The sequence below is a fragment of the Solibacillus cecembensis genome (assembly GCF_050272495.1).
GTDB classification, from domain to species: Bacteria; Bacillota; Bacilli; order Bacillales_A; family Planococcaceae; genus Solibacillus; species Solibacillus cecembensis.
The window spans coordinates 40296-60095 of record NZ_JBNNMF010000010.1 but is presented as its reverse complement, the minus strand read 5'-3'; the positions used below and the strand labels follow the sequence as shown (position 1 = coordinate 60095).

General features: G+C 39.3%; 19 protein-coding genes and 1 other annotated feature. All 19 genes read left to right on the top strand.

Annotated features, from left to right (window positions below; all coding sequences use genetic code 11):
• The 19 genes from cysS (at position 1) to fusA (ending at position 19701) form a co-directional block, all read left to right on the top strand.
• A complete protein-coding gene (gene cysS / locus ACQKIH_RS10590; RefSeq protein ID WP_427765771.1) occupies positions 1–1404 on the top strand; it encodes a cysteine--tRNA ligase in 1404 nt (467 codons plus the stop codon).
• A complete protein-coding gene (locus ACQKIH_RS10585; RefSeq protein WP_057986350.1) occupies positions 1405–1821 on the top strand; it encodes a Mini-ribonuclease 3 in 417 nt (138 codons plus the stop codon).
• A 1-nt stretch (position 1822) separates the two neighbouring features.
• The gene (rlmB, locus tag ACQKIH_RS10580) at positions 1823–2575 is read left to right on the top strand and encodes a 23S rRNA (guanosine(2251)-2'-O)-methyltransferase RlmB (protein WP_057986348.1); all 753 of its coding nucleotides are present in this window, start codon (positions 1823–1825) and stop codon (positions 2573–2575) included.
• A gap of 4 nt (positions 2576–2579) precedes the next feature.
• On the top strand, positions 2580–3092 hold the full coding sequence (locus ACQKIH_RS10575; RefSeq protein WP_057986346.1) for an NYN domain-containing protein: 513 nt from the start codon (positions 2580–2582) through the stop codon (positions 3090–3092).
• Between the two features lie 69 nt (positions 3093–3161).
• Complete coding sequence (gene sigH, locus ACQKIH_RS10570) at positions 3162–3809, top strand: RNA polymerase sporulation sigma factor SigH (RefSeq protein WP_083493682.1); 648 nt, start codon at positions 3162–3164, stop codon at positions 3807–3809.
• A 78-nt stretch (positions 3810–3887) separates the two neighbouring features.
• The gene (gene rpmG, locus ACQKIH_RS10565) at positions 3888–4034 is read left to right on the top strand and encodes a 50S ribosomal protein L33 (RefSeq protein ID WP_057986338.1); all 147 of its coding nucleotides are present in this window, start codon (positions 3888–3890) and stop codon (positions 4032–4034) included.
• Positions 4035–4075: 41 nt separating this feature from the next.
• The gene (gene secE / locus ACQKIH_RS10560; protein WP_057986336.1) at positions 4076–4261 is read left to right on the top strand and encodes a preprotein translocase subunit SecE; all 186 of its coding nucleotides are present in this window, start codon (positions 4076–4078) and stop codon (positions 4259–4261) included.
• Positions 4262–4540: 279 nt separating this feature from the next.
• Positions 4541–5080, top strand: coding sequence for a transcription termination/antitermination protein NusG (gene nusG / locus ACQKIH_RS10555; RefSeq protein WP_057986334.1), 540 nt, complete (start codon positions 4541–4543; stop codon positions 5078–5080).
• 178 nt (positions 5081–5258) lie between these two features.
• A complete protein-coding gene (gene rplK, locus ACQKIH_RS10550; RefSeq protein WP_008406998.1) occupies positions 5259–5684 on the top strand; it encodes a 50S ribosomal protein L11 in 426 nt (141 codons plus the stop codon).
• 132 nt (positions 5685–5816) lie between these two features.
• Positions 5817–6512 (top strand): 50S ribosomal protein L1, encoded by a 696-nt coding sequence (gene rplA / locus ACQKIH_RS10545; protein WP_057986332.1) that lies wholly within the window; start codon positions 5817–5819, stop codon positions 6510–6512.
• An 80-nt stretch (positions 6513–6592) separates the two neighbouring features.
• Positions 6593–6737 (top strand) — a sequence feature (ribosomal protein L10 leader region).
• 31 nt (positions 6738–6768) lie between these two features.
• Positions 6769–7269 carry a 50S ribosomal protein L10 gene (gene rplJ / locus ACQKIH_RS10540; protein WP_057986330.1) on the top strand — a complete coding sequence of 167 codons (501 nt, stop codon included), beginning with the start codon at positions 6769–6771 and terminating at the stop codon, positions 7267–7269.
• Between the two features lie 73 nt (positions 7270–7342).
• Entirely contained in the window at positions 7343–7702 is a 360-nt protein-coding gene (gene rplL / locus ACQKIH_RS10535) for a 50S ribosomal protein L7/L12 (RefSeq protein ID WP_057986328.1), read from the top strand.
• Positions 7703–7811: 109 nt separating this feature from the next.
• On the top strand, positions 7812–8414 hold the full coding sequence (locus ACQKIH_RS10530; protein ID WP_427765764.1) for a class I SAM-dependent methyltransferase: 603 nt from the start codon (positions 7812–7814) through the stop codon (positions 8412–8414).
• Positions 8415–8668: 254 nt separating this feature from the next.
• Entirely contained in the window at positions 8669–12229 is a 3561-nt protein-coding gene (gene rpoB, locus ACQKIH_RS10525) for a DNA-directed RNA polymerase subunit beta (protein ID WP_057986325.1), read from the top strand.
• A gap of 158 nt (positions 12230–12387) precedes the next feature.
• Positions 12388–16068 (top strand): DNA-directed RNA polymerase subunit beta', encoded by a 3681-nt coding sequence (gene rpoC / locus ACQKIH_RS10520; protein ID WP_427765760.1) that lies wholly within the window; start codon positions 12388–12390, stop codon positions 16066–16068.
• Positions 16069–16358: 290 nt separating this feature from the next.
• Positions 16359–16508, top strand: a complete 150-nt coding sequence (locus tag ACQKIH_RS10515) for a ribosomal L7Ae/L30e/S12e/Gadd45 family protein (RefSeq protein ID WP_427765915.1) — start codon at positions 16359–16361, stop codon at positions 16506–16508.
• Between the two features lie 103 nt (positions 16509–16611).
• Positions 16612–17031 (top strand): 30S ribosomal protein S12, encoded by a 420-nt coding sequence (gene rpsL / locus ACQKIH_RS10510; protein ID WP_057986321.1) that lies wholly within the window; start codon positions 16612–16614, stop codon positions 17029–17031.
• 44 nt (positions 17032–17075) lie between these two features.
• Positions 17076–17546 (top strand): 30S ribosomal protein S7, encoded by a 471-nt coding sequence (gene rpsG, locus ACQKIH_RS10505; RefSeq protein WP_057986319.1) that lies wholly within the window; start codon positions 17076–17078, stop codon positions 17544–17546.
• A 76-nt stretch (positions 17547–17622) separates the two neighbouring features.
• Positions 17623–19701, top strand: coding sequence for an elongation factor G (gene fusA, locus ACQKIH_RS10500; RefSeq protein ID WP_057986317.1), 2079 nt, complete (start codon positions 17623–17625; stop codon positions 19699–19701).
• Positions 19702–19800 lie beyond the last annotated feature (99 nt).

Genomic DNA, 19800 nt, shown 5'->3' with positions numbered 1-19800 from the left:
ATGACGATTCAAATTTTCAACTCATTTACAAGACAAAAAGAACCCTTTCATCCAATCGAGGAAGGGAAGGTAAAAATGTATGTTTGTGGTCCAACTGTTTACAACTACATTCACATTGGGAATTCACGCCCTGTAATTGTGTATGATACAGTTCGCCGTTATTTCCAATATGCAGGCTATGAAGTAAAGTTTGTTTCGAACTTTACCGACGTTGACGATAAAATTATTAAAGCAGCCAATGAATTAGGCGAGGAAACAACTGCTTTAACGGAGCGTTTTATTGCGGCGTATTTTGAAGATATTACGGCATTAGGTTGCCAAAAAGCAGATGCTCACCCTCGTGTAACGGAACATATGGATGACATTATTGAGTTTATAAAAGTATTAATTGATAAAGAATATGCGTATGAATCACAAGGAGATGTTTATTACCGTACACGTAAATTTGATGGCTACGGAAAATTATCGCATCAATCTGTGGACGATTTAAAAATAGGTGCACGTATCGAAACGGGTGAAAAGAAAGAAGACCCACTTGACTTTGCACTTTGGAAAGCAGCAAAACCAGGAGAAGTGAAATGGGAATCTCCATGGGGCGAGGGTCGACCAGGCTGGCATATTGAATGTTCAGTAATGGCTCGTGAACATTTGGGCGATACAATTGATATTCATGCTGGTGGGCAAGATTTAACATTCCCACACCATGAAAATGAAATTGCACAATCAGAAGCACATAACGACAAAACATTTGCAAATTACTGGATGCATAACGGGTATATCAATATTGATAACGAAAAAATGTCGAAATCATTAGGGAACTTTATTTTAGTGCATGATATTCGTCAACAAATCGACCCACAAGTATTACGTTTCTTTATGTTATCGGTTCATTACCGTCATCCGATTAACTTTGCGCAAGATTTAGTGGAAGCTGCGAAAAATGGTCTGGAGCGTATTCGTACAGCTTATGCCAATGTCGCACATCGCCTAACAGCAACGGCGGGACTTGCGGAAGGAAGCGAACAGTGGCTCGGAGAAATTGCGCAAGTGAAAACGAATTTTGAAGAAGCAATGAATGATGACTTCAATACAGCTAATGCAGTTTCAGCATTATTTGAACTTTCAAGTATTGCAAACGTCTATTTAAAAGAAACGAATACAGATTCGAAAGTGTTACAAGCAATTTTAGATACATTTACAATTATCGGGGATGTATTAGGCATTCAAGTGAAAGTAGAAGCAGGCTTACTTGACGAAGAAATTGAAGCGTTATTAGAAGAACGTATTGCGGCGCGTAAAAACCGAGACTTTGCACGCTCTGATGAAATTCGTGATCAGTTGCTTAGCATGGATATCGTTTTAGAAGACACTCGTCAAGGGACGCGCTGGAAACGAGGTCAGTAAATGCATAATTTAAGACAGCAAGATGTAAAACAACTGAATGCTTTAGCGTTAGCTTATATGGGAGACGCCGTGCTAGAGCAAAGAATTCGCGAGCATTTACTATTACTAGGTAAAGTAAAGCCGAATACGCTCCATAAAGAAGCGACGAAATATGTCTCAGCAAAAGCGCAGTCAATAATCGCTTACCGTATGATTGAAGAACAATTTTTAACAGAAGAGGAGCAGGCAGTATTTCGCAGAGGGCGCAATGCCAAATCTGGCTCCGTTCCAAAAAATACCGATGTGCGCACTTACCGAAATAGTTCTGGTTTTGAAGCGGTACTAGGTAGTCTATTTTTAAGTAAACAGCATGATCGTGCCAATGAAATTATTGACTACGCAATTCAAATCGTAGAACAGTCAAAAGGAGTGTCGTAACATGACGGAACAAACTGGAGAAATGATTGCAGGAAAGAATCCGATTTTAGAAGCATTACGCTCAGGTCGCGAAATGAATAAAATTTGGATTGCTGAAGGTGTAAAAAAGACAGGGATTAATGAATTGCTTGATTTAGCACGAGAGCGCGGTATTTTAGTGCAATTCGTACCAAAGAAAAAAGTAGATCAATTAACGGATGCCAATCACCAAGGTGTGGTGGCATCGGTTGCTGCTTATGATTATGCAGAGCTAGATGATTTATTCAATGCCGCGCAAGCAAAAAAGGAAGATCCGTTCTTTATCGTATTAGATGAGTTAGAGGACCCGCATAACTTAGGGTCAATTATGCGTACAGCCGATGCGATTGGCGTGCACGGCATCATTATACCGAAACGTCGCGCGGTTGGTTTAACTGCGGTCGTAGCGAAAGCATCAACGGGTGCCATTGAGCATGTTCCAGTTGTGCGTGTTACAAATTTAGCGCAAACGATAGATGAGTTAAAAGAACGTGGCGTCTGGATTGCTGGAACCGATGCAAAAGGTTCGGCGGATTATCGAAAAATGGATGCTACATTACCGCTCGCTTTAATTATTGGTAGCGAAGGAAAAGGAATGAGTCGTCTATTAAAAGATAAATGTGATTTCTTATACCACTTACCAATGGTTGGACATGTAACATCTTTAAATGCTTCGGTAGCAGCGGCATTGCTTATGTACGAAGTGTACCGCAAGCGACAAGAAGTTAACGGATGAGGTGATGCGAAATATATTGCTGGTAGACGGCTATAATATGATTGGTGCGTGGAGTGAGTTACGTCCGTTGCGTGAACCGCATTTTGAGGATGCGCGTAATCGTTTAATTGAACGCATGGCGGAATATAAAGCACACACGGGATGGCGCGTCATTGTTGTGTTTGATGCACATCTCGTTCCAGGTACCGAACAGCTATACGTGCGTCATGCTGTGGAGGTTATTTATACACGTAAAAATGAAACAGCAGACGAACGCATTGAAAAGTTATCGACTGAGCTAAAAGGAAGAAAAATTCAAATTCATGTTGCGACATCCGATATGACCGAACAAAATGTTGTATTTGGACATGGTGCATTACGCAAATCTGCACGTGAATTTGAAATTGAAATGCAAATAATCCAATCAAAAATTTCGACAAAAGTTAAAGAAACGCAGGAAGATATGCCAGCCTCGAGGATTAAATTGTCAAAGGATGTAGAGTTACAATTTGAAAAATGGCGTAGAGGTCTCAAGTAATCGTTTGCCCATAAATTCCAGTTAAGTTATACTATTCCTAATGATTCTAGCGTAGCTGAGGTGATGTCATTGCTTAAAAGTGAAAAGATTCAAGTCATACAGCAGTTTGAACAATTAACAGATGAAGCCATTGTTGGACAAGTGCATCAAGGCAATTCTGATGCGTTAGATTTTTTAATTTCGAAATATCGGCTTTTTGTGAAAGCAAAAGCTAGATCTTATTTTTTAATTGGTGCGGATAAGGAAGATATTATCCAAGAAGGAATGATTGGCTTGTATAAGGCGATTCGTGACTTTAAGGAAGATAAACTTGCGTCGTTCCGTGCATTTGCAGAATTATGTATTACTAGACAAATTATTACCGCGATTAAAACAGCGACACGTCAAAAGCATATTCCGCTTAATTCATATATTTCATTAGACAAACCGATTTACGATGAAGAGTCTGAGCGAACATTGATGGATGTTATCACGAGCCCGATTTCAGAAGACCCTGAGCATTTAATAATTAATCGTGAAGATTATAGTCATCTTGAGAAAAAGATGGGGGAAGTTTTAAGTGAATTGGAGCAGCAAGTGTTGATTCGTTATCTGGAAGGACAATCATATAATGAAATTTCAGAAGAATTGAATCGACATGTGAAATCAATTGATAATGCACTGCAGCGTGTGAAGCGGAAATTGGAGCGTCATATTGAGTTGAAAGAAATGACTTAATGAGTATTGACGCGTGTTGACAGCAAGAAAATTAGGTGTTAGTCTTTAAAAGACAAACTGCCGAAAAGGTGATCGTTAATGGCGAAGAAGGTTGTTTTAAGTTGTGAAAAATGCGGCTCAAGAAACTACAATGTACCAAGAAAAGAAGGTACAACAGAGCGTCTTGAATTAAAGAAATTTTGCTCGCATTGCAATGAACATACAGTGCATAAACAAACGTTATAAATGTAGCATAGATAAACAAGTTGTTCGGAGGTTAGGCTAAGATGAGTAAAGTGACAAACTTTTTCCAAGATGTCGGTTCAGAAATGCGCAAAACAAGCTGGCCGAAAAGTAAAGAGCTAACAAAGTATACGGTAGTAGTTATTTCAATGGTTATCGTTATGGCGTTATTCTTTACAGTAGTAGATTTAGGATTCTCAGAATTATTCCGTTGGTTCTTGTCTTTATAAGTTGTCCCATGTTAATATTTCGAAATAGCCCGTCCATATTATATAACGGGTTTTTTCATTTGCCTTTACTTCTTTTATGGAGTTCTCACGTTTTTATAAACGGTGAGATAAATGAAGGTCTAATTAAGTTGCTATTTTGCGAGTGTCCAAACAATCGCAAACAAGACACGATTATGCTGAGGTATAATTGATATAGAATGAAGAATTTTTGTGCACAGGCAGTAAAATGCCTAACACATTTTTAAGTAAAGGAGGGACGGACGATTTAGTCCTACCTATATGGAGAAAAATTGGTATGTAGTCCATACTTATTCGGGTTATGAAAACCGAGTGAAAGCAAATTTAGAAAAACGCGTTGAAACAATGGGAATGCAAGATAAAATTTTCCGTGTAATTGTTGCTGAACACGAAGAAACTGATGTAAAAGAAGATGGTAAGAAAAAGGTAGTAATGCGTAAAGTTTTCCCAGGTTACGTATTAGTAGAGTTGATCATGACAGATGACGCGTGGTATGTAGTTCGTAATACACCAGGTGTAACAGGATTTATCGGCTCATCAGGTGGTGGGGTAAAACCAACACCGTTATTACCAGAAGAAGCGGACCGTCTGCTTGAACAAATGGGTATGACAGAAATGCAAATGGGTGAAGTTAACATTGCTGTTGGTGAAGTTGTTGAAGTATTAGAGGGACCTTTTGCGCATTTCCAAGGTCGCGTAGAAGAAGTAGATGGCGAAAATGCGAAGTTAAAAGTCCTTGTTGATATGTTCGGCCGTGAAACAGTAATGGAATTGGATTTTGCACAAGTTAAAAAAATATAACATTTAAATTACTTGATTAAGCAAATTAAAAGTGTTATTATTTCATAGGTCACCCTGTCTATTTGTTTGATAGGTGATTATTTTAGTTTTAATGTTATCGGCAAGTTAGCTGACGAACAGATATTGAGTGGGAGGGGTAACCCAATTACCACATCACGGACTTAAGGAGGTGTGTCTCGTGGCTAAAAAAGTTATTAAAGTTGTAAAACTTCAAATCCCTGCTGGTAAAGCAAACCCAGCGCCACCGGTTGGTCCTGCATTAGGTCAAGCAGGTGTTAACATTATGGGATTCTGTAAAGAATTTAACGCTCGTACTGCTGATCAAGCTGGTCTTATTATTCCAGTTGAAATTTCAGTATTCGAAGACCGTTCATTCACTTTTATTACAAAAACTCCACCCGCAGCAGTGTTACTTAAAGTAGCAGCTGGTATCCAATCAGGATCTGGTGAACCAAATCGTAAAAAAGTTGCAACGGTTAAACGTGATAAAGTTCGCGAAATCGCAGAACAAAAAATGCCAGACCTTAACGCTGCTTCAGTTGAAGCTGCTATGTTAATGGTTGAAGGTACTGCACGAAGCATGGGTATTACTATCGAAGACTAATAACCATCTTCACACTTGATGATGTTTTGTTTTTTAAGAAGGTTGCGGCGCTCCGATAGTGATTGAAGAGTACGCAACCTTTATTCGTGGGAGGTCAAATCCGTTAAAACCACAATCAAGGAGGAAATTATAATGGCTAAAAAAGGTAAAAAACTGCAAGATGCAGCTAAATTAATCGACCGCGCAGCTCTATATTCTGTAGAAGAAGCAGTAGCTTTAGCGCAAAAAACAAGCACAGTAAACTTTGATGCAACTGTAGAAGTAGCATTCAAATTAGGTATCGATACTCGTAAAAACGACCAACAAATCCGTGGTGCAGTTGTACTTCCACACGGAACTGGTAAAACTCAACGCGTATTAGTTTTCGCTAAAGGCGAAAAAATTAAAGAAGCACAAGCTGCTGGCGCTGACTATGTAGGTGATGCAGAGTTCATCCAAAAGATCCAACAAGGTTGGTTCGAATTTGATGTAATCGTAGCAACTCCTGACATGATGGGTGAAGTTGGTAAACTTGGACGTGTATTAGGACCTAAAGGTTTAATGCCAAATCCTAAAACAGGTACAGTTACATTTGACGTAACAAAAGCTATCGAAGAAATCAAGGCTGGTAAAGTTGAATACCGTGCTGAAAAAGCTGGTATCATCCACGCGCCAATCGGTAAAGTTTCTTTCGATACTAAAAACCTAGTAGAAAACTTCTTAGCAGTATTTGAAGTAGTTCAAAAAGCAAAACCTGCTGCAGCAAAAGGTACTTACATGAAGTCTGTAAACATTACAACTACAATGGGTCCTGCTGTGAAAGTGGACACTAGCTCAGTAGCTAAATAATCTATTCCGGTTATTGAAACCGTTAATTTAAATTATATTAATTGACAACACACCGCTTACTTGGTAAGATGGATGCTGTTGTGAATCATCCATTTGTACCGTAGACAGTAGGAGTGACTTGTCACTTAATGATCCTGCCGAGGACATAGGAGTTCGGATTCTTTTTAAGATGATGTACTTTCTGCCTCTATGTCTATTAAGATGTAGAGGCTTTCTTTGTCGGTATAAATGACTCATTCTAATAGGAGGTGTCATCATGAGCAAAGCAATCGAAACTAAAAAAGTTCAAGTTCAAGAAATCGCTGATAAATTTTCAGCTGCTGCTTCTGTAGTAGTTGTAGATTACCGTGGTTTAACTGTTGCGCAAGTAACTGAATTACGTAAGCAATTACGTGAAGCGGGTGTTGAGTTTAAAGTTTACAAAAATACTTTATCTCGTCGTGCTTCTGAATCTGTTGGTCTTGAAGGAATCAATGAATTTTTAACTGGTCCAAACGCTATCGCATTCTCTAACGAGGACGTAGTAGCTCCAGCTAAAATCATCAACGATTTCGCTAAGAAAAACGAAGCGCTTGAAATTAAAGCGGGTATTATCGAAGGTACTGTGGCATCTGCTGAAGACGTTAAAGCCCTTGCAGAACTTCCATCACGCGAAGGTCTACTTTCAATGCTTTTATCTGTACTTCAAGCTCCAGTGCGCAACTTCGCACTTGCAACAAAAGCTGTTGCAGAACAAAAAGAAGAGCAAGGCGCGTAATTTTCGCATCTCAACTTCAAAAAACGGCTTAACGGCCTAAAAACTATAAAACATTCCATAGGAGGAAATTAAAATGAACAATGAGCAAATCTTAGAAGCTATCAAAGCTATGACAGTTCTAGAATTAAACGATTTAGTAAAAGCAATCGAAGAAGAATTCGGTGTAACAGCAGCAGCTCCAGTAGCTGTAGTAGCTGGCGGTGCAGCAGCAGCAGAAGAGAAAACTGAGTTTGACGTTATCTTAACAGCAGCTGGCGCAGAAAAAATCAAAGTAATCAAAGTGGTTCGTGAAATCACTGGATTAGGTTTAAAAGAAGCTAAAGAGGTTGTTGACAACGCTCCTAAAGCTCTTAAAGAAGGCGTATCTAAAGATGACGCTGAAGCAGTTAAAGCTAAACTTGAAGAAGTTGGCGCTACAGTAGAAGTTAAATAATTTCAGTTTAACTTTCGTTGCTAAGTATATTGCTTAGCTTCATAAGAAAAGCTCGTCACAGTATTGCGGCGAGCTTTTCTTTATTTCAATTTTTTGGGGGGCGTGTCACATGTCTGAACATTACTATTCCAATATGCCTCAAACTGATAGTAAACCACGCCAATGGAAGTTTACTTTATTAGGAAATACATTTATGTTCGAAACAGATACAGGTGTATTTAGCAAAAGCGAAGTAGATTTTGGCTCCCGTGTGTTAATCGATGCTTTTGAGATGCCAGACGTTATAGGGGATATACTTGATGTTGGTTGCGGCTATGGACCAATCGGGTTGTCTATTGCAAAGGTAAATCCAAAGCGTGAAGTATTGATGGTTGATATCAATACGCGAGCAGTTGCGTTGTCACAAAAGAACGCACAATTAAACGGGATTCAAAATGTACGTATTTTTGAAAGTGATGGCTTAAGTGCTATATCAACTGAAACGAAAGCAGCAGCTATTTTAACAAATCCACCTATTCGTGCTGGTAAGGATACAGTTTTTAAGTTTTACGACGGTGCCTATGAGTTACTAGTAGAAGATGGTGAATTGTGGGTTGTTATTCAGAAGAAGCAAGGTGCGCCATCAACAGTGAGTCATTTAGAGGGAATGTTTTCAGAAGTAGATGTTGTTGAGAAGAAAAAAGGGTATTGGATCATACGTGCAAAAAAATAAGTAAGATTGGCTCGGAAGATTGACTTGACAAATTGACTATGATAACATAATAAAATGCAAAAATATTATTTTGAGGTAGTGTGCCCTTTTGCATAACATAAAGTTTCTTATGGGTATACTTACTAAGAATAAATTTAGTTTAATCAAAAATGAGGCCTTATAAAAAGACTCGTTTTCTTTCCGTCTTTCGAAATCATACACTATTTGTAAGGTTTTGCAAAGACCTATTATCGCTTTATTGAGGGGTGAATGAGTTGACAGGTCAACTAGTTCAGTACGGACAACACCGCCAGCGTAGAAGCTTTGCGCGTATTAGTGAGGTGCTGGAGCTTCCGAATCTAATCGAAATCCAAACAGCATCTTATGAGTGGTTCCTTGAAGAAGGTTTGCGTGAGATGTTCCACGACATTTCTCCAATCGAAGATTTTACAGGTAATCTTTCATTAGAGTTCGTCGACTATAAATTAGGGGATCCTAAGTATGATGTTGATGAATGTAAAGAACGTGATGTAACTTATGCTGCACCATTACGCGTAAAAGTACGTTTGCACAACAAAGAAACAAAAGAAGTAAAAGAACAAGAAGTCTTCATGGGTGATTTCCCATTAATGACGGAAACAGGCACGTTTATTATTAATGGTGCCGAGCGTGTTATCGTTTCGCAATTAGTTCGTTCTCCAAGTGTATATTTCCACGACAAAACGGACAAAAACGGTAAAAAAGGCTTTGCGGCAACAACGATACCAAACCGTGGTGCATGGTTAGAATATGAAATTGATGCAAAGGATGTTGTATACGTTCGTATCGATCGTACACGTAAACTTCCAGCAACAGTGATATTACGTGCATTAGGTTTCGGTTCAGATCAAGAGATTTTAGATATCATTGGTGACAATGAATACTTACGTAACACGCTTGAAAAAGATAACACAGAAAGCACTGATAAAGCGCTACTTGAAATCTATGAGCGTTTACGCCCGGGTGAGCCACCAACAGTTGAATCAGCGAAGAACCTTTTATATTCTCGCTTCTTTGACGCAAAACGCTATGATTTAGCGAATGTTGGCCGTTATAAAATGAACAAAAAGCTTCACATTAAAAATCGTTTATTTAACCAAACGATTGCAGAAACACTTGTGGATTCTGAAACAGGTGAAATTCTTGTAGAAGCAGGTACATTATTAGATCGTCGTACTTTAGATAAGCTAATCCCTTATTTAGAAGCAGGTACGGGCTTCCGTACATTATCACAAGTTGGTGGTGTATTAGAAGAGGATATTACAATCCAATCGATCAAAATTTTTGCACCAAATGACGAAGCTCAAAAAGAAATTAACGTTATTTCAAACGCTTATATCGGAGAAGAAGTAAAAAATATTACACCAGCTGATGTAATATCTTCTATATCATACTTCTTCAACTTATTATATGGCGTAGGGAATACAGATGATATTGATCACTTAGGTAATCGTCGTCTACGTTCAGTTGGTGAGCTTTTACAAAATCAATTCCGTATCGGTTTATCTCGTATGGAGCGTGTTGTGCGCGAACGTATGTCAATCAACGATACAGCTGCTATCGTGCCACAACAATTAATCAATATTCGTCCAGTAATCGCGTCAATTAAAGAGTTCTTTGGTAGCTCGCAATTATCGCAATTCATGGACCAAACAAATCCACTTGCAGAATTAACGCATAAACGTCGTCTTTCTGCATTAGGACCGGGTGGTTTAACTCGTGAGCGTGCTGGTATGGAAGTACGTGACGTTCACTATTCTCACTATGGTCGTATGTGTCCGATTGAAACGCCAGAGGGACCAAACATTGGTTTAATTAACTCACTTTCATCGTTCGCAAAAGTAAATAAATTCGGCTTTATCGAAACGCCGTATCGTCGTGTTGATCCAAACACGGGTGCTGTAACGGGAGATATCCATTACTTAACGGCTGATGAAGAAGATAACTATGTAGTTGCACAAGCAAACTCATTATTAAATGAAGATGGTACTTTCGTGAAGGAAGAAATCGTAGGACGCTTCCGTGGAGATAACACTATATTTAATAAAGATCGCATCGACTACATGGACGTATCACCAAAACAAGTTGTATCTGCTGCCACTGCATGTATCCCGTTCTTAGAAAACGATGACTCTAACCGTGCGTTAATGGGTGCGAACATGCAACGTCAAGCAGTTCCATTACTTTACCCGAATGCACCATATGTAGGTACAGGTATGGAACATGTTGATGCTCGTGACTCAGGTGCTGCAGTCATTGCAAAATTCGATGGTATTGTTGAACATGTTGAAGCACGTTCTATTCATATTCGTCGTATTGAAACAATTGACGGCAAAGAAGTTAAAGGTGATTTAACAAAGTACAAATTACAAAAATTCATTCGTTCAAACCAAGGTACTTCATATAACCAACGTCCAATCGTAAAAATTGGTGATCGTGTGAAACCTCGTGAAATTTTAGCTGATGGTCCTTCAATGGAAAGAGGCGAATTAGCACTTGGTCAAAACGTACTTATTGCATTCATGACATGGGATGGCTTTAACTACGAAGATGCGGTTATTATGAGTGAACGCCTTGTAAAAGATGATGTATATACATCTGTTCATATTGAAGAATATGAGTCAGAAGCACGTGATACAAAACTAGGACCTGAAGAAATCACACGTGATATTCCGAACGTTGGGGAAGATGCGCTTCGTAATTTAGACGACCGTGGTATCATACGCATCGGTGCTGAAGTTCGCGACGGTGATATTTTAGTAGGTAAAGTGACGCCTAAAGGAGTTACAGAGTTAACTGCGGAAGAGCGTTTATTACATGCTATCTTTGGTGAAAAAGCACGCGAAGTACGTGACACGTCTCTACGTGTACCACACGGAGCGGGCGGTATTATCCTAGATGTTAAAGTATTCAATCGTGAAGATGGCGACGAATTACCACCAGGAGTTAACCAATTAGTACGTGCTTATATTGTTCAAAAACGTAAAATCCGCGTTGGGGACAAAATGGCCGGACGACATGGTAACAAAGGGGTTATCTCGCGTATCTTACCAGAAGAAGATATGCCGTTTATGCCAGATGGCACACCGGTAGATATCATGCTTAACCCACTTGGTGTACCATCGCGTATGAATATCGGACAAGTTTTAGAGCTTCACTTAGGTATGGCAGCACGCTATTTAGGCGTACACATGGCTACACCTGTATTTGATGGCGCTAACGAAGATGATGTTTGGGAAACGATGGAAGAAGCGGGTATGGACCGTGATGGTAAAACTACGCTTTATGATGGACGTTCAGGTGAGCCATTCGATAGCCGTGTATCTGTAGGTATCATGTATATGATTAAACTTGCCCACATGGTTGACGATAAACTTCATGCACGTTCAACAGGACCATACTCATTAGTAACGCAACAACCGCTTGGTGGTAAAGCACAATTTGGTGGTCAGCGATTCGGTGAGATGGAGGTTTGGGCACTTGAAGCATATGGTGCTGCTTACACATTACAAGAGATTTTAACTGTAAAATCTGATGATGTTGTAGGTCGTGTGAAAACATACGAAGCCATTGTTAAAGGTGAAAGTGTTCCACAACCAGGTGTTCCTGAATCATTTAAAGTATTAATTAAAGAACTTCAATCATTAGGTATGGATGTGAAGATGCTATCAATCAACGACGAGGAAGTAGAACTTCGCGACCTTGACGATGAGGAAGAAGCAACTGCACCAGTTCCAGAAGTGGAAAGTCCAAAACCTACTGACGATAAAGAAGACCCAGTAGAGTCAATTGAATAATTTCAAATTGAATCGGGCAGGTTATGTCCTGCTCGATTCTTTTTTATAAGTGGTAATATATAAAGGCAAATTTCATTATGGCCTAATATGAAATATTGCAATTTCCGAGCTACAAATAAAGTCATTTAAAGACTTATAACTTAAGGGAGGTAGGCTCCTTGATCGATGTTAATGAATTTGAATATATGAAAATTGGTTTAGCTTCTCCTGACAAGATCCGTTCTTGGTCATATGGTGAGGTAAAAAAACCAGAAACAATTAACTACCGTACATTAAAACCAGAAAAAGATGGTCTATTCTGTGAACGTATTTTCGGACCAACAAAAGACTGGGAATGTCACTGTGGTAAATACAAACGCGTTCGTTATAAAGGCGTAGTTTGTGATCGTTGTGGAGTTGAAGTAACGCGTTCGAAAGTACGTCGTGAACGTCAAGGACACATCGAACTTGCAGCACCTGTATCTCATATTTGGTATTTCAAAGGAATTCCAAGCCGTATGGGTCTACTTTTAGACATGTCTCCTCGTGCATTAGAAGAAGTAATTTACTTCGCTTCTTATGTTGTGATTGAGCCAGGTCAAACTTCTTTAGGTTTCAAAGACTTGCTTTCTGAGAAAGAATACCGTGCATATCGCGAAAAATTTGGTAAAGATTTTGAAGCGGCAATGGGTGCAGAAGCAATTAAACGCCTATTAGAAAAAATCGATCTTGAAGATGAAACAGCATCTCTAAAAGAAGAGCTTAAATCTGCACAAGGTCAACGTCGTACGCGTGCGATTAAACGTTTAGAAGTAATCGAATCATTCCGTAACTCTGGTAACAAACCAGAATGGATGATTTTAGACGTACTTCCAGTAATTCCACCAGAGCTTCGTCCAATGGTGCAATTAGATGGTGGTCGTTTTGCAACTTCAGACTTAAATGACCTTTATCGTCGTGTTATTAACCGTAATAACCGTTTAAAACGTTTACTTGACCTTGGTGCTCCAAGCATCATCGTACAAAACGAAAAACGTATGTTACAAGAAGCAGTAGATGCCCTAATCGACAATGGTCGTCGTGGTCGTCCGGTAACTGGTCCTGGTAACCGTCCTTTAAAATCACTTTCACATATGTTGAAAGGGAAACAAGGTCGTTTCCGTCAAAACTTACTTGGTAAACGTGTAGACTATTCTGGTCGTTCGGTTATCGTAGTAGGTCCAAATTTAAAAATGTACCAATGTGGTCTTCCGAAAGAAATGGCAATCGAACTATTCAAGCCTTTCGTAATGAAAGAATTAGTAGAACGTGGCCTTGCTCATAACATTAAGAGTGCAAAACGTAAAATTGAGCGTTTACACAATGAAGTGTGGGATGTTTTAGAAGATGTGATTCGTGAGCATCCGGTATTACTTAACCGTGCACCGACACTTCACCGTCTTGGTATCCAAGCGTTTGAACCTACATTAGTAGAAGGTCGTGCAATTCGTCTTCACCCATTAGTATGTACAGCTTATAACGCTGACTTCGATGGTGACCAAATGGCGGTTCACGTACCATTATCAGCAGAAGCACAAGCGGAAGCACGATTATTAATGTTAGCTGCTCAAAATATCTTAAACCCGAAAGATGGTAAGCCAGTAGTAACACCATCTCAGGATATGGTATTAGGTAACTACTACTTAACGCTTGAGCGTGAAAATTCAGTTGGTGAAGGTTCAATCTTCAGCGACGCGAATGAAGTGTTAATTGCATATCAAAATGGGCATGTTCACTTACATTCACGTATTGCAATAAAAGCAAACTCTTTAAACAATCCAACATTTACTGAAGAGCAAAATAAATTGTTCTTATTAACAACAGTAGGTAAAGTAATCTTTAATGAAATTTTACCACGCTCATTCCCATATATTAATGAGCCGACAAATGTTAACTTAGAGCAAAAAACACCTGAGAAGTATTTCGTTGATTTAACAATTACTGAAGAATTACTGAAGGAAATCGAAGCAACTGAGGGCTATTCAGATTTATCTGAAGAAGAGCAAATCCAAGCACAACGTCGTGCAGTATTAGCGAAGCATTTCACAAATGTACCAGTTATCGATCCTTTCCGTAAGAAATTCTTAGGAAATGTAATTGCTGAAGTGTTTAAAGAATTCCATATTACAGAAACATCTAAAATGCTTGACCGCATGAAAGACTTAGGTTTCAAATACTCTACTCGTGCTGGTATTACTGTAGGGGTATCCGATATCGTGGTGTTACCAGATAAAGGTGGTATCTTAGAAGAAGCACAAGAAAAAGTAGATAAGGTATTGATGCAATTCCGCCGTGGTTTAATCACAGAAGAAGAGCGTTATGATCGTGTCATTTCAAGTTGGTCAAATGCTAAGGATATTATCCAAGGCAAGCTGATGAACTCATTACAAAAAACAAACCCAATCTTCATGATGTCTGACTCTGGTGCCCGTGGTAACGCATCAAACTTTACACAGTTAGCTGGTATGCGTGGTCTGATGGCCAATCCGGCTGGTCGTATCATTGAGTTACCAATCAAGTCTTCATTCCGTGAAGGTTTAACAGTATTAGAGTACTTCATCTCTACCCATGGTGCGCGTAAAGGTCTTGCCGATACAGCACTTAAAACAGCCGATTCAGGTTACTTAACGCGTCGTTTAGTAGACGTTGCACAAGATGTAATCGTTCGTGAAGACGACTGTGGTACAGATCGTGGTTTATTAATTGGAGCCCTAATGGAAGGTAACGAAGTAATTGAAGCGTTAGACGAACGTATTGTTGGTCGTTATGCGAAGAAAACAATTCGTCATCCAGAAACAGGCGCCGTTATTTTAGGACCGGATGGTTTAATCACTCAAGATGTTGCTCGTGTTATTGAAGATGCAAAAATTGAAGAATTAACAATCCGTTCGGCATTTACATGTAATACAAAACATGGCGTATGTAAAAAATGTTATGGTATGAACTTAGCAACTGGTGAAGGCGTAGAAGTTGGTGAGGCAGTTGGTATTATCGCTGCGCAATCAATTGGTGAGCCAGGTACACAGTTAACGATGCGTACATTCCATACAGGTGGGGTAGCCGGTAACGATATCACACAAGGTCTTCCACGTATTCAAGAGATTTTTGAAGCGCGTAATCCTAAAGGTCAATCCGTTATTTCGGAAATCTCAGGTACGGTTGTTGAAATCGAAGAAATTCGTGAAGGTCTGAAAGAAATTACTGTCCAAGGTGACGTGGAAACACGTAAATATCAATCGCCATACAATGCACGATTAAAAGTGCAAGAAGGCGACACGATTATCCCTGGTCAAACATTAACAGAAGGTTCTATCGATCCGAAACAATTACTAAAAGTAAAAGACGTATCGACAGTTCAAGAATATCTGTTAAAAGAAGTACAAAAAGTATACCGTATGCAAGGGGTAGAAATCGGTGATAAGCATATCGAAGTAATGGTACGCCAAATGCTTCGTAAAGTTCGTGTAATCGAAGCGGGTGATACAGATTTATTACCAGGTTCATTACTAGATATTCACCAATTCTCTGAAGCAAATGCTGAGTCTGTTTTAAAAGGCAAAAACCCGGCAACTTGTCGTCCTGTCATTTTAGGTATTACAAAAGCTTCTCTAGAAACAGAATCATTCTTATCGGCTGCATCATTCCAAGAAACAACGCGTGTGTTAACGGATGCTGCAATTAAAGGTAAGCGTGATGAACTTCTAGGTCTGAAAGAAAACGTAATTATCGGTAAACTTGTTCCGGCAGGTACTGGTATGCAACGTTACCGTCAAATCCGTATGGAGCAAGAGGGTAAAGAAGAAGTAACAGTAACTGAGTAACAGACTTTCAACATATTTAATTCCGGTAGAAGATAATCCTTCTGCCGGAGTTTTTCTAAAAATAACTGTCCATTTATAATGTTTGAAAAGAACAGATATTCTTTAATGATATTGGTTGACAGTGTAAGTTTGAAATGATAATATATTGAAGGTTGATAGTTAACTGTCTGTACTTAGGAGAACATGCAAATGTTTTATGAATAAGTAAAATAGACTAGTCAAACAATCATAGGTATAAAGCAAGCAGTGAAAGCAATGCATGCTGGACAAGTAACAGCTCTTTTGTTGCAATTAATGCAGACAATTGGGTAACCGATCCGGCCATTCTTCTCGCGAAAGAAATCGGAATACCAGTTTATCTTGTTAATTCAAAAAAAGAACTTGATAAAGCTTGCGGCATTCATGTTAGAGCTGCGGTTGTTGCGATTACTGCGATGTAGTTTTTGTGTGTATATATGCACAAAGACTTTGTTTTTACCCAAAAAATGAACCACCTGGATGTGTGGTATTGAAAAAACGAAAAAATGAAGGGAGGACAAATCGATGCCTACAATTAATCAATTAGTACGTAAGCCTCGTCAATCTAAAAACACGAAATCAAAATCTCCAGCGTTAAACAAGGGATATAACTCATTTAAGAAGTCTTTAACTAACGTTAAATCTCCACAAAAACGCGGAGTTTGTACTCGTGTTGGTACAATGACACCACGTAAACCGAACTCGGCTTTACGTAAATATGCGCGTGTACGCTTATCTAACCTACTTGAGGTTACAGCATATATCCCAGGAGAAGGTCACAATCTACAAGAACACAGTGTTGTACTTATCCGTGGAGGACGCGTAAAAGACTTAGCTGGAGTACGTTACCATATCGTTCGTGGTGCACTAGATACAGCTGGCGTTAACGGTCGTTTACAATCTCGTTCTAAATACGGTACTAAACGCCCGAAAGAAAAAAAATAATTTAACTTAAAATATGTAATCACTATTCGAAAGGAGGAAAACACATGCCTCGTAAAGGTCCTGTTTCCAAACGTGACGTGTTACCAGATCCACTTTATAACTCAAAGCTAGTAACTCGTTTAATCAATAAATTAATGGTTGATGGTAAAAGAGGTACTTCTCAAAAGATTTTATACGGCGCTTTCGAATTAGTTCAAGAGCGTTCAGGTCAAAATGCTTTAGAAGTATTTGAATCAGCATTAAACAATGTAATGCCAGTTCTTGAAGTACGCGCTCGCCGTGTTGGTGGTTCTAACTACCAAGTACCGGTTGAAGTACGTCCAGAACGTCGTTCAACTTTAGGTCTACGCTACCTAGTTAACTACTCTCGTCTACGCGGTGAGAAAACTATGGAAGAGCGTTTAGCTAACGAAATTTTAGATGCATCTAACAATACTGGTGCTTCTGTTAAAAAACGTGAAGATATGCACAAAATGGCGGAAGCTAACAAAGCATTCGCTCACTATCGCTGGTAATATGTTTTAAGCTCTAGGTAACTAGAGCTTAAATTTTACTTATACAGTTAACCCAATATGGAAGGAGAAATTTCCTATGAAACGCGAATTCTCTCTAGAGAATACTCGTAATATTGGGATTATGGCTCACATTGATGCTGGTAAAACAACAACAACAGAGCGTATCCTTTATTACACTGGTAAGATTCACAAAATCGGCGAAACACATGACGGCGGTTCACAAATGGACTGGATGGAGCAAGAACAAGAGCGTGGTATCACGATTACTTCTGCTGCAACAACAGCTCAATGGAATAACCACCGTATTAACATTATCGATACTCCTGGACACGTAGACTTCACTGTAGAAGTTGAACGTTCTTTACGTGTACTTGATGGTGCTGTAACTGTACTTGATGCTCAATCTGGTGTTGAGCCTCAAACAGAAACTGTATGGCGTCAAGCTACAACATACGGTGTACCACGTATCGTATTTATTAACAAAATGGATAAAATGGGAGCAGACTTCTTATATTCTTTAGGAACGTTACATGATCGTTTACAAGCAAACGCTCACCCAATCCAACTACCAATCGGGGCTGAGGATCAATTCTCTGCAATTATCGATTTAGTAGAAATGAAAGCTACATTCTACGGAAACGAAGAAGGTACAGCAGTTACTGAAGGCGAAATTCCGGCAGAACATTTAGCGCAAGCTGAAGAATACCGTGAGAAATTAATTGACGCTGTTGCAAGTGTTGATGAAGAACTTATGGAAAAATATCTTGAAGGTGAAGAAATCACTATTCCGGAGCTTAAAGCGGCTATCCGTAAAGCGACGATTGCAGTTGAATTCTATCCTGTATTATGCGGTACAGCATTCAAACACAAAGGTGTTCGTAAAATGCTAGACGCAGCAGTTGATTACTTACCAGCACCAACTGACGTACCAGCGATTAACGGTACTGACATTGATGGTGAAGAGGAAGTTATCCGCCATTCTTCTGATGATGAGCCATTCTCAGCTCTTGCATTCAAAGTTATGACAGATCCTTTCGTAGGTAAATTAACATTCTTCCGCGTATATTCTGGTACATTAGATGCTGGTTCATACGTACAAAACTCTTCTAAAGGTAAACGTGAACGTGTAGGTCGTATCCTACAAATGCACGCTAACTCTCGTGAAGAAATTGCGAAAGTATTCGCTGGGGATATCGCAGCAGCTGTAGGTCTTAAAGATACTACAACTGGTGATACATTATGTGACGAGAAAAACCTAGTTATTCTTGAATCAATGGACTTCCCTGAGCCAGTAATTTCACTTTCTGTAGAACCAAAATCTAAAGCTGACCAAGATAAAATGGGTCAAGCTTTACAAAAACTTCAAGAAGAGGATCCAACTTTCCGTGCTCACACTGACACAGAAACTGGACAAACAATCATCTCAGGTATGGGTGAGCTTCACCTTGATATCTTAGTTGACCGTATGCGCCGTGAATTTAAAGTAGAAGCTAACGTAGGTGCTCCAATGGTATCTTACCGTGAGACATTCCGTGACTCTGCTAAAGTTCAAGGTAAATTTACTCGTCAATCTGGTGGTCGCGGTCAATACGGTGACGTAACGATCGAGTTCTCTCCAAACGAAGAGGGTAAAGGCTTTGAATTCGAAAACGCTATCGTTGGTGGTGTTGTACCTCGTGAATACATTCCTGCTGTAGAAGCTGGTTTACGTGATTCTTTAGATCGCGGTGTAGTAGCTGGTTACCCACTTATCGATATTAAAGCAAAATTAGTATTCGGTTCTTACCATGACGTTGACTCGAATGAGATGGCGTTTAAAATTGCTGCATCTATGGCACTTAAAGAAGCTGCGAAGAGATGTAACGCAGTTATTTTAGAGCCAATGATGAAAGTTGAAGTTGTAATGCCAGAAGAGTACCTTGGTGATATTATGGGTAACATTACTGCTCGTCGCGGACGCGTAGAGGGTATGGATGCTCGTGGTAACTCACAAGTAGTACGCGCAATGGTGCCACTATCTGAAATGTTCGGATATGCAACAACTTTACGTTCAGCAACTCAAGGTCGCGGTGTATTCTCAATGACATTTGATCATTATGAAGAAGTACCAAAATCAATTTCTGAAGATATTATCAAAAAAAATAAAGGTGAATAATTGAATTTTCATCTTGCATGAAGTATAAATAATTTGTAAGCTATGATTGACTGATTACGATTGGGGCCCCTTTTGTAGTCAGCGATCTTAGAATAAAAA

Coding starts and splice junctions, on each gene's coding strand:
- cysS (WP_427765771.1), top strand. CDS start 1: ATGACGATTCAAATTTTCAACTCATTTACAAGACAAAAAGAACCCTTT.
- ACQKIH_RS10585 (WP_057986350.1), top strand. CDS start 1,405: ATGCATAATTTAAGACAGCAAGATGTAAAACAACTGAATGCTTTAGCG.
- rlmB (WP_057986348.1), top strand. CDS start 1,823: ATGACGGAACAAACTGGAGAAATGATTGCAGGAAAGAATCCGATTTTA.
- ACQKIH_RS10575 (WP_057986346.1), top strand. CDS start 2,580: ATGCGAAATATATTGCTGGTAGACGGCTATAATATGATTGGTGCGTGG.
- rpmG (WP_057986338.1), top strand. CDS start 3,888: ATGGCGAAGAAGGTTGTTTTAAGTTGTGAAAAATGCGGCTCAAGAAAC.
- secE (WP_057986336.1), top strand. CDS start 4,076: ATGAGTAAAGTGACAAACTTTTTCCAAGATGTCGGTTCAGAAATGCGC.
- nusG (WP_057986334.1), top strand. CDS start 4,541: ATGGAGAAAAATTGGTATGTAGTCCATACTTATTCGGGTTATGAAAAC.
- rplA (WP_057986332.1), top strand. CDS start 5,817: ATGGCTAAAAAAGGTAAAAAACTGCAAGATGCAGCTAAATTAATCGAC.
- rplJ (WP_057986330.1), top strand. CDS start 6,769: ATGAGCAAAGCAATCGAAACTAAAAAAGTTCAAGTTCAAGAAATCGCT.
- rplL (WP_057986328.1), top strand. CDS start 7,343: ATGAACAATGAGCAAATCTTAGAAGCTATCAAAGCTATGACAGTTCTA.
- ACQKIH_RS10530 (WP_427765764.1), top strand. CDS start 7,812: ATGTCTGAACATTACTATTCCAATATGCCTCAAACTGATAGTAAACCA.
- rpsL (WP_057986321.1), top strand. CDS start 16,612: ATGCCTACAATTAATCAATTAGTACGTAAGCCTCGTCAATCTAAAAAC.
- rpsG (WP_057986319.1), top strand. CDS start 17,076: ATGCCTCGTAAAGGTCCTGTTTCCAAACGTGACGTGTTACCAGATCCA.
- fusA (WP_057986317.1), top strand. CDS start 17,623: ATGAAACGCGAATTCTCTCTAGAGAATACTCGTAATATTGGGATTATG.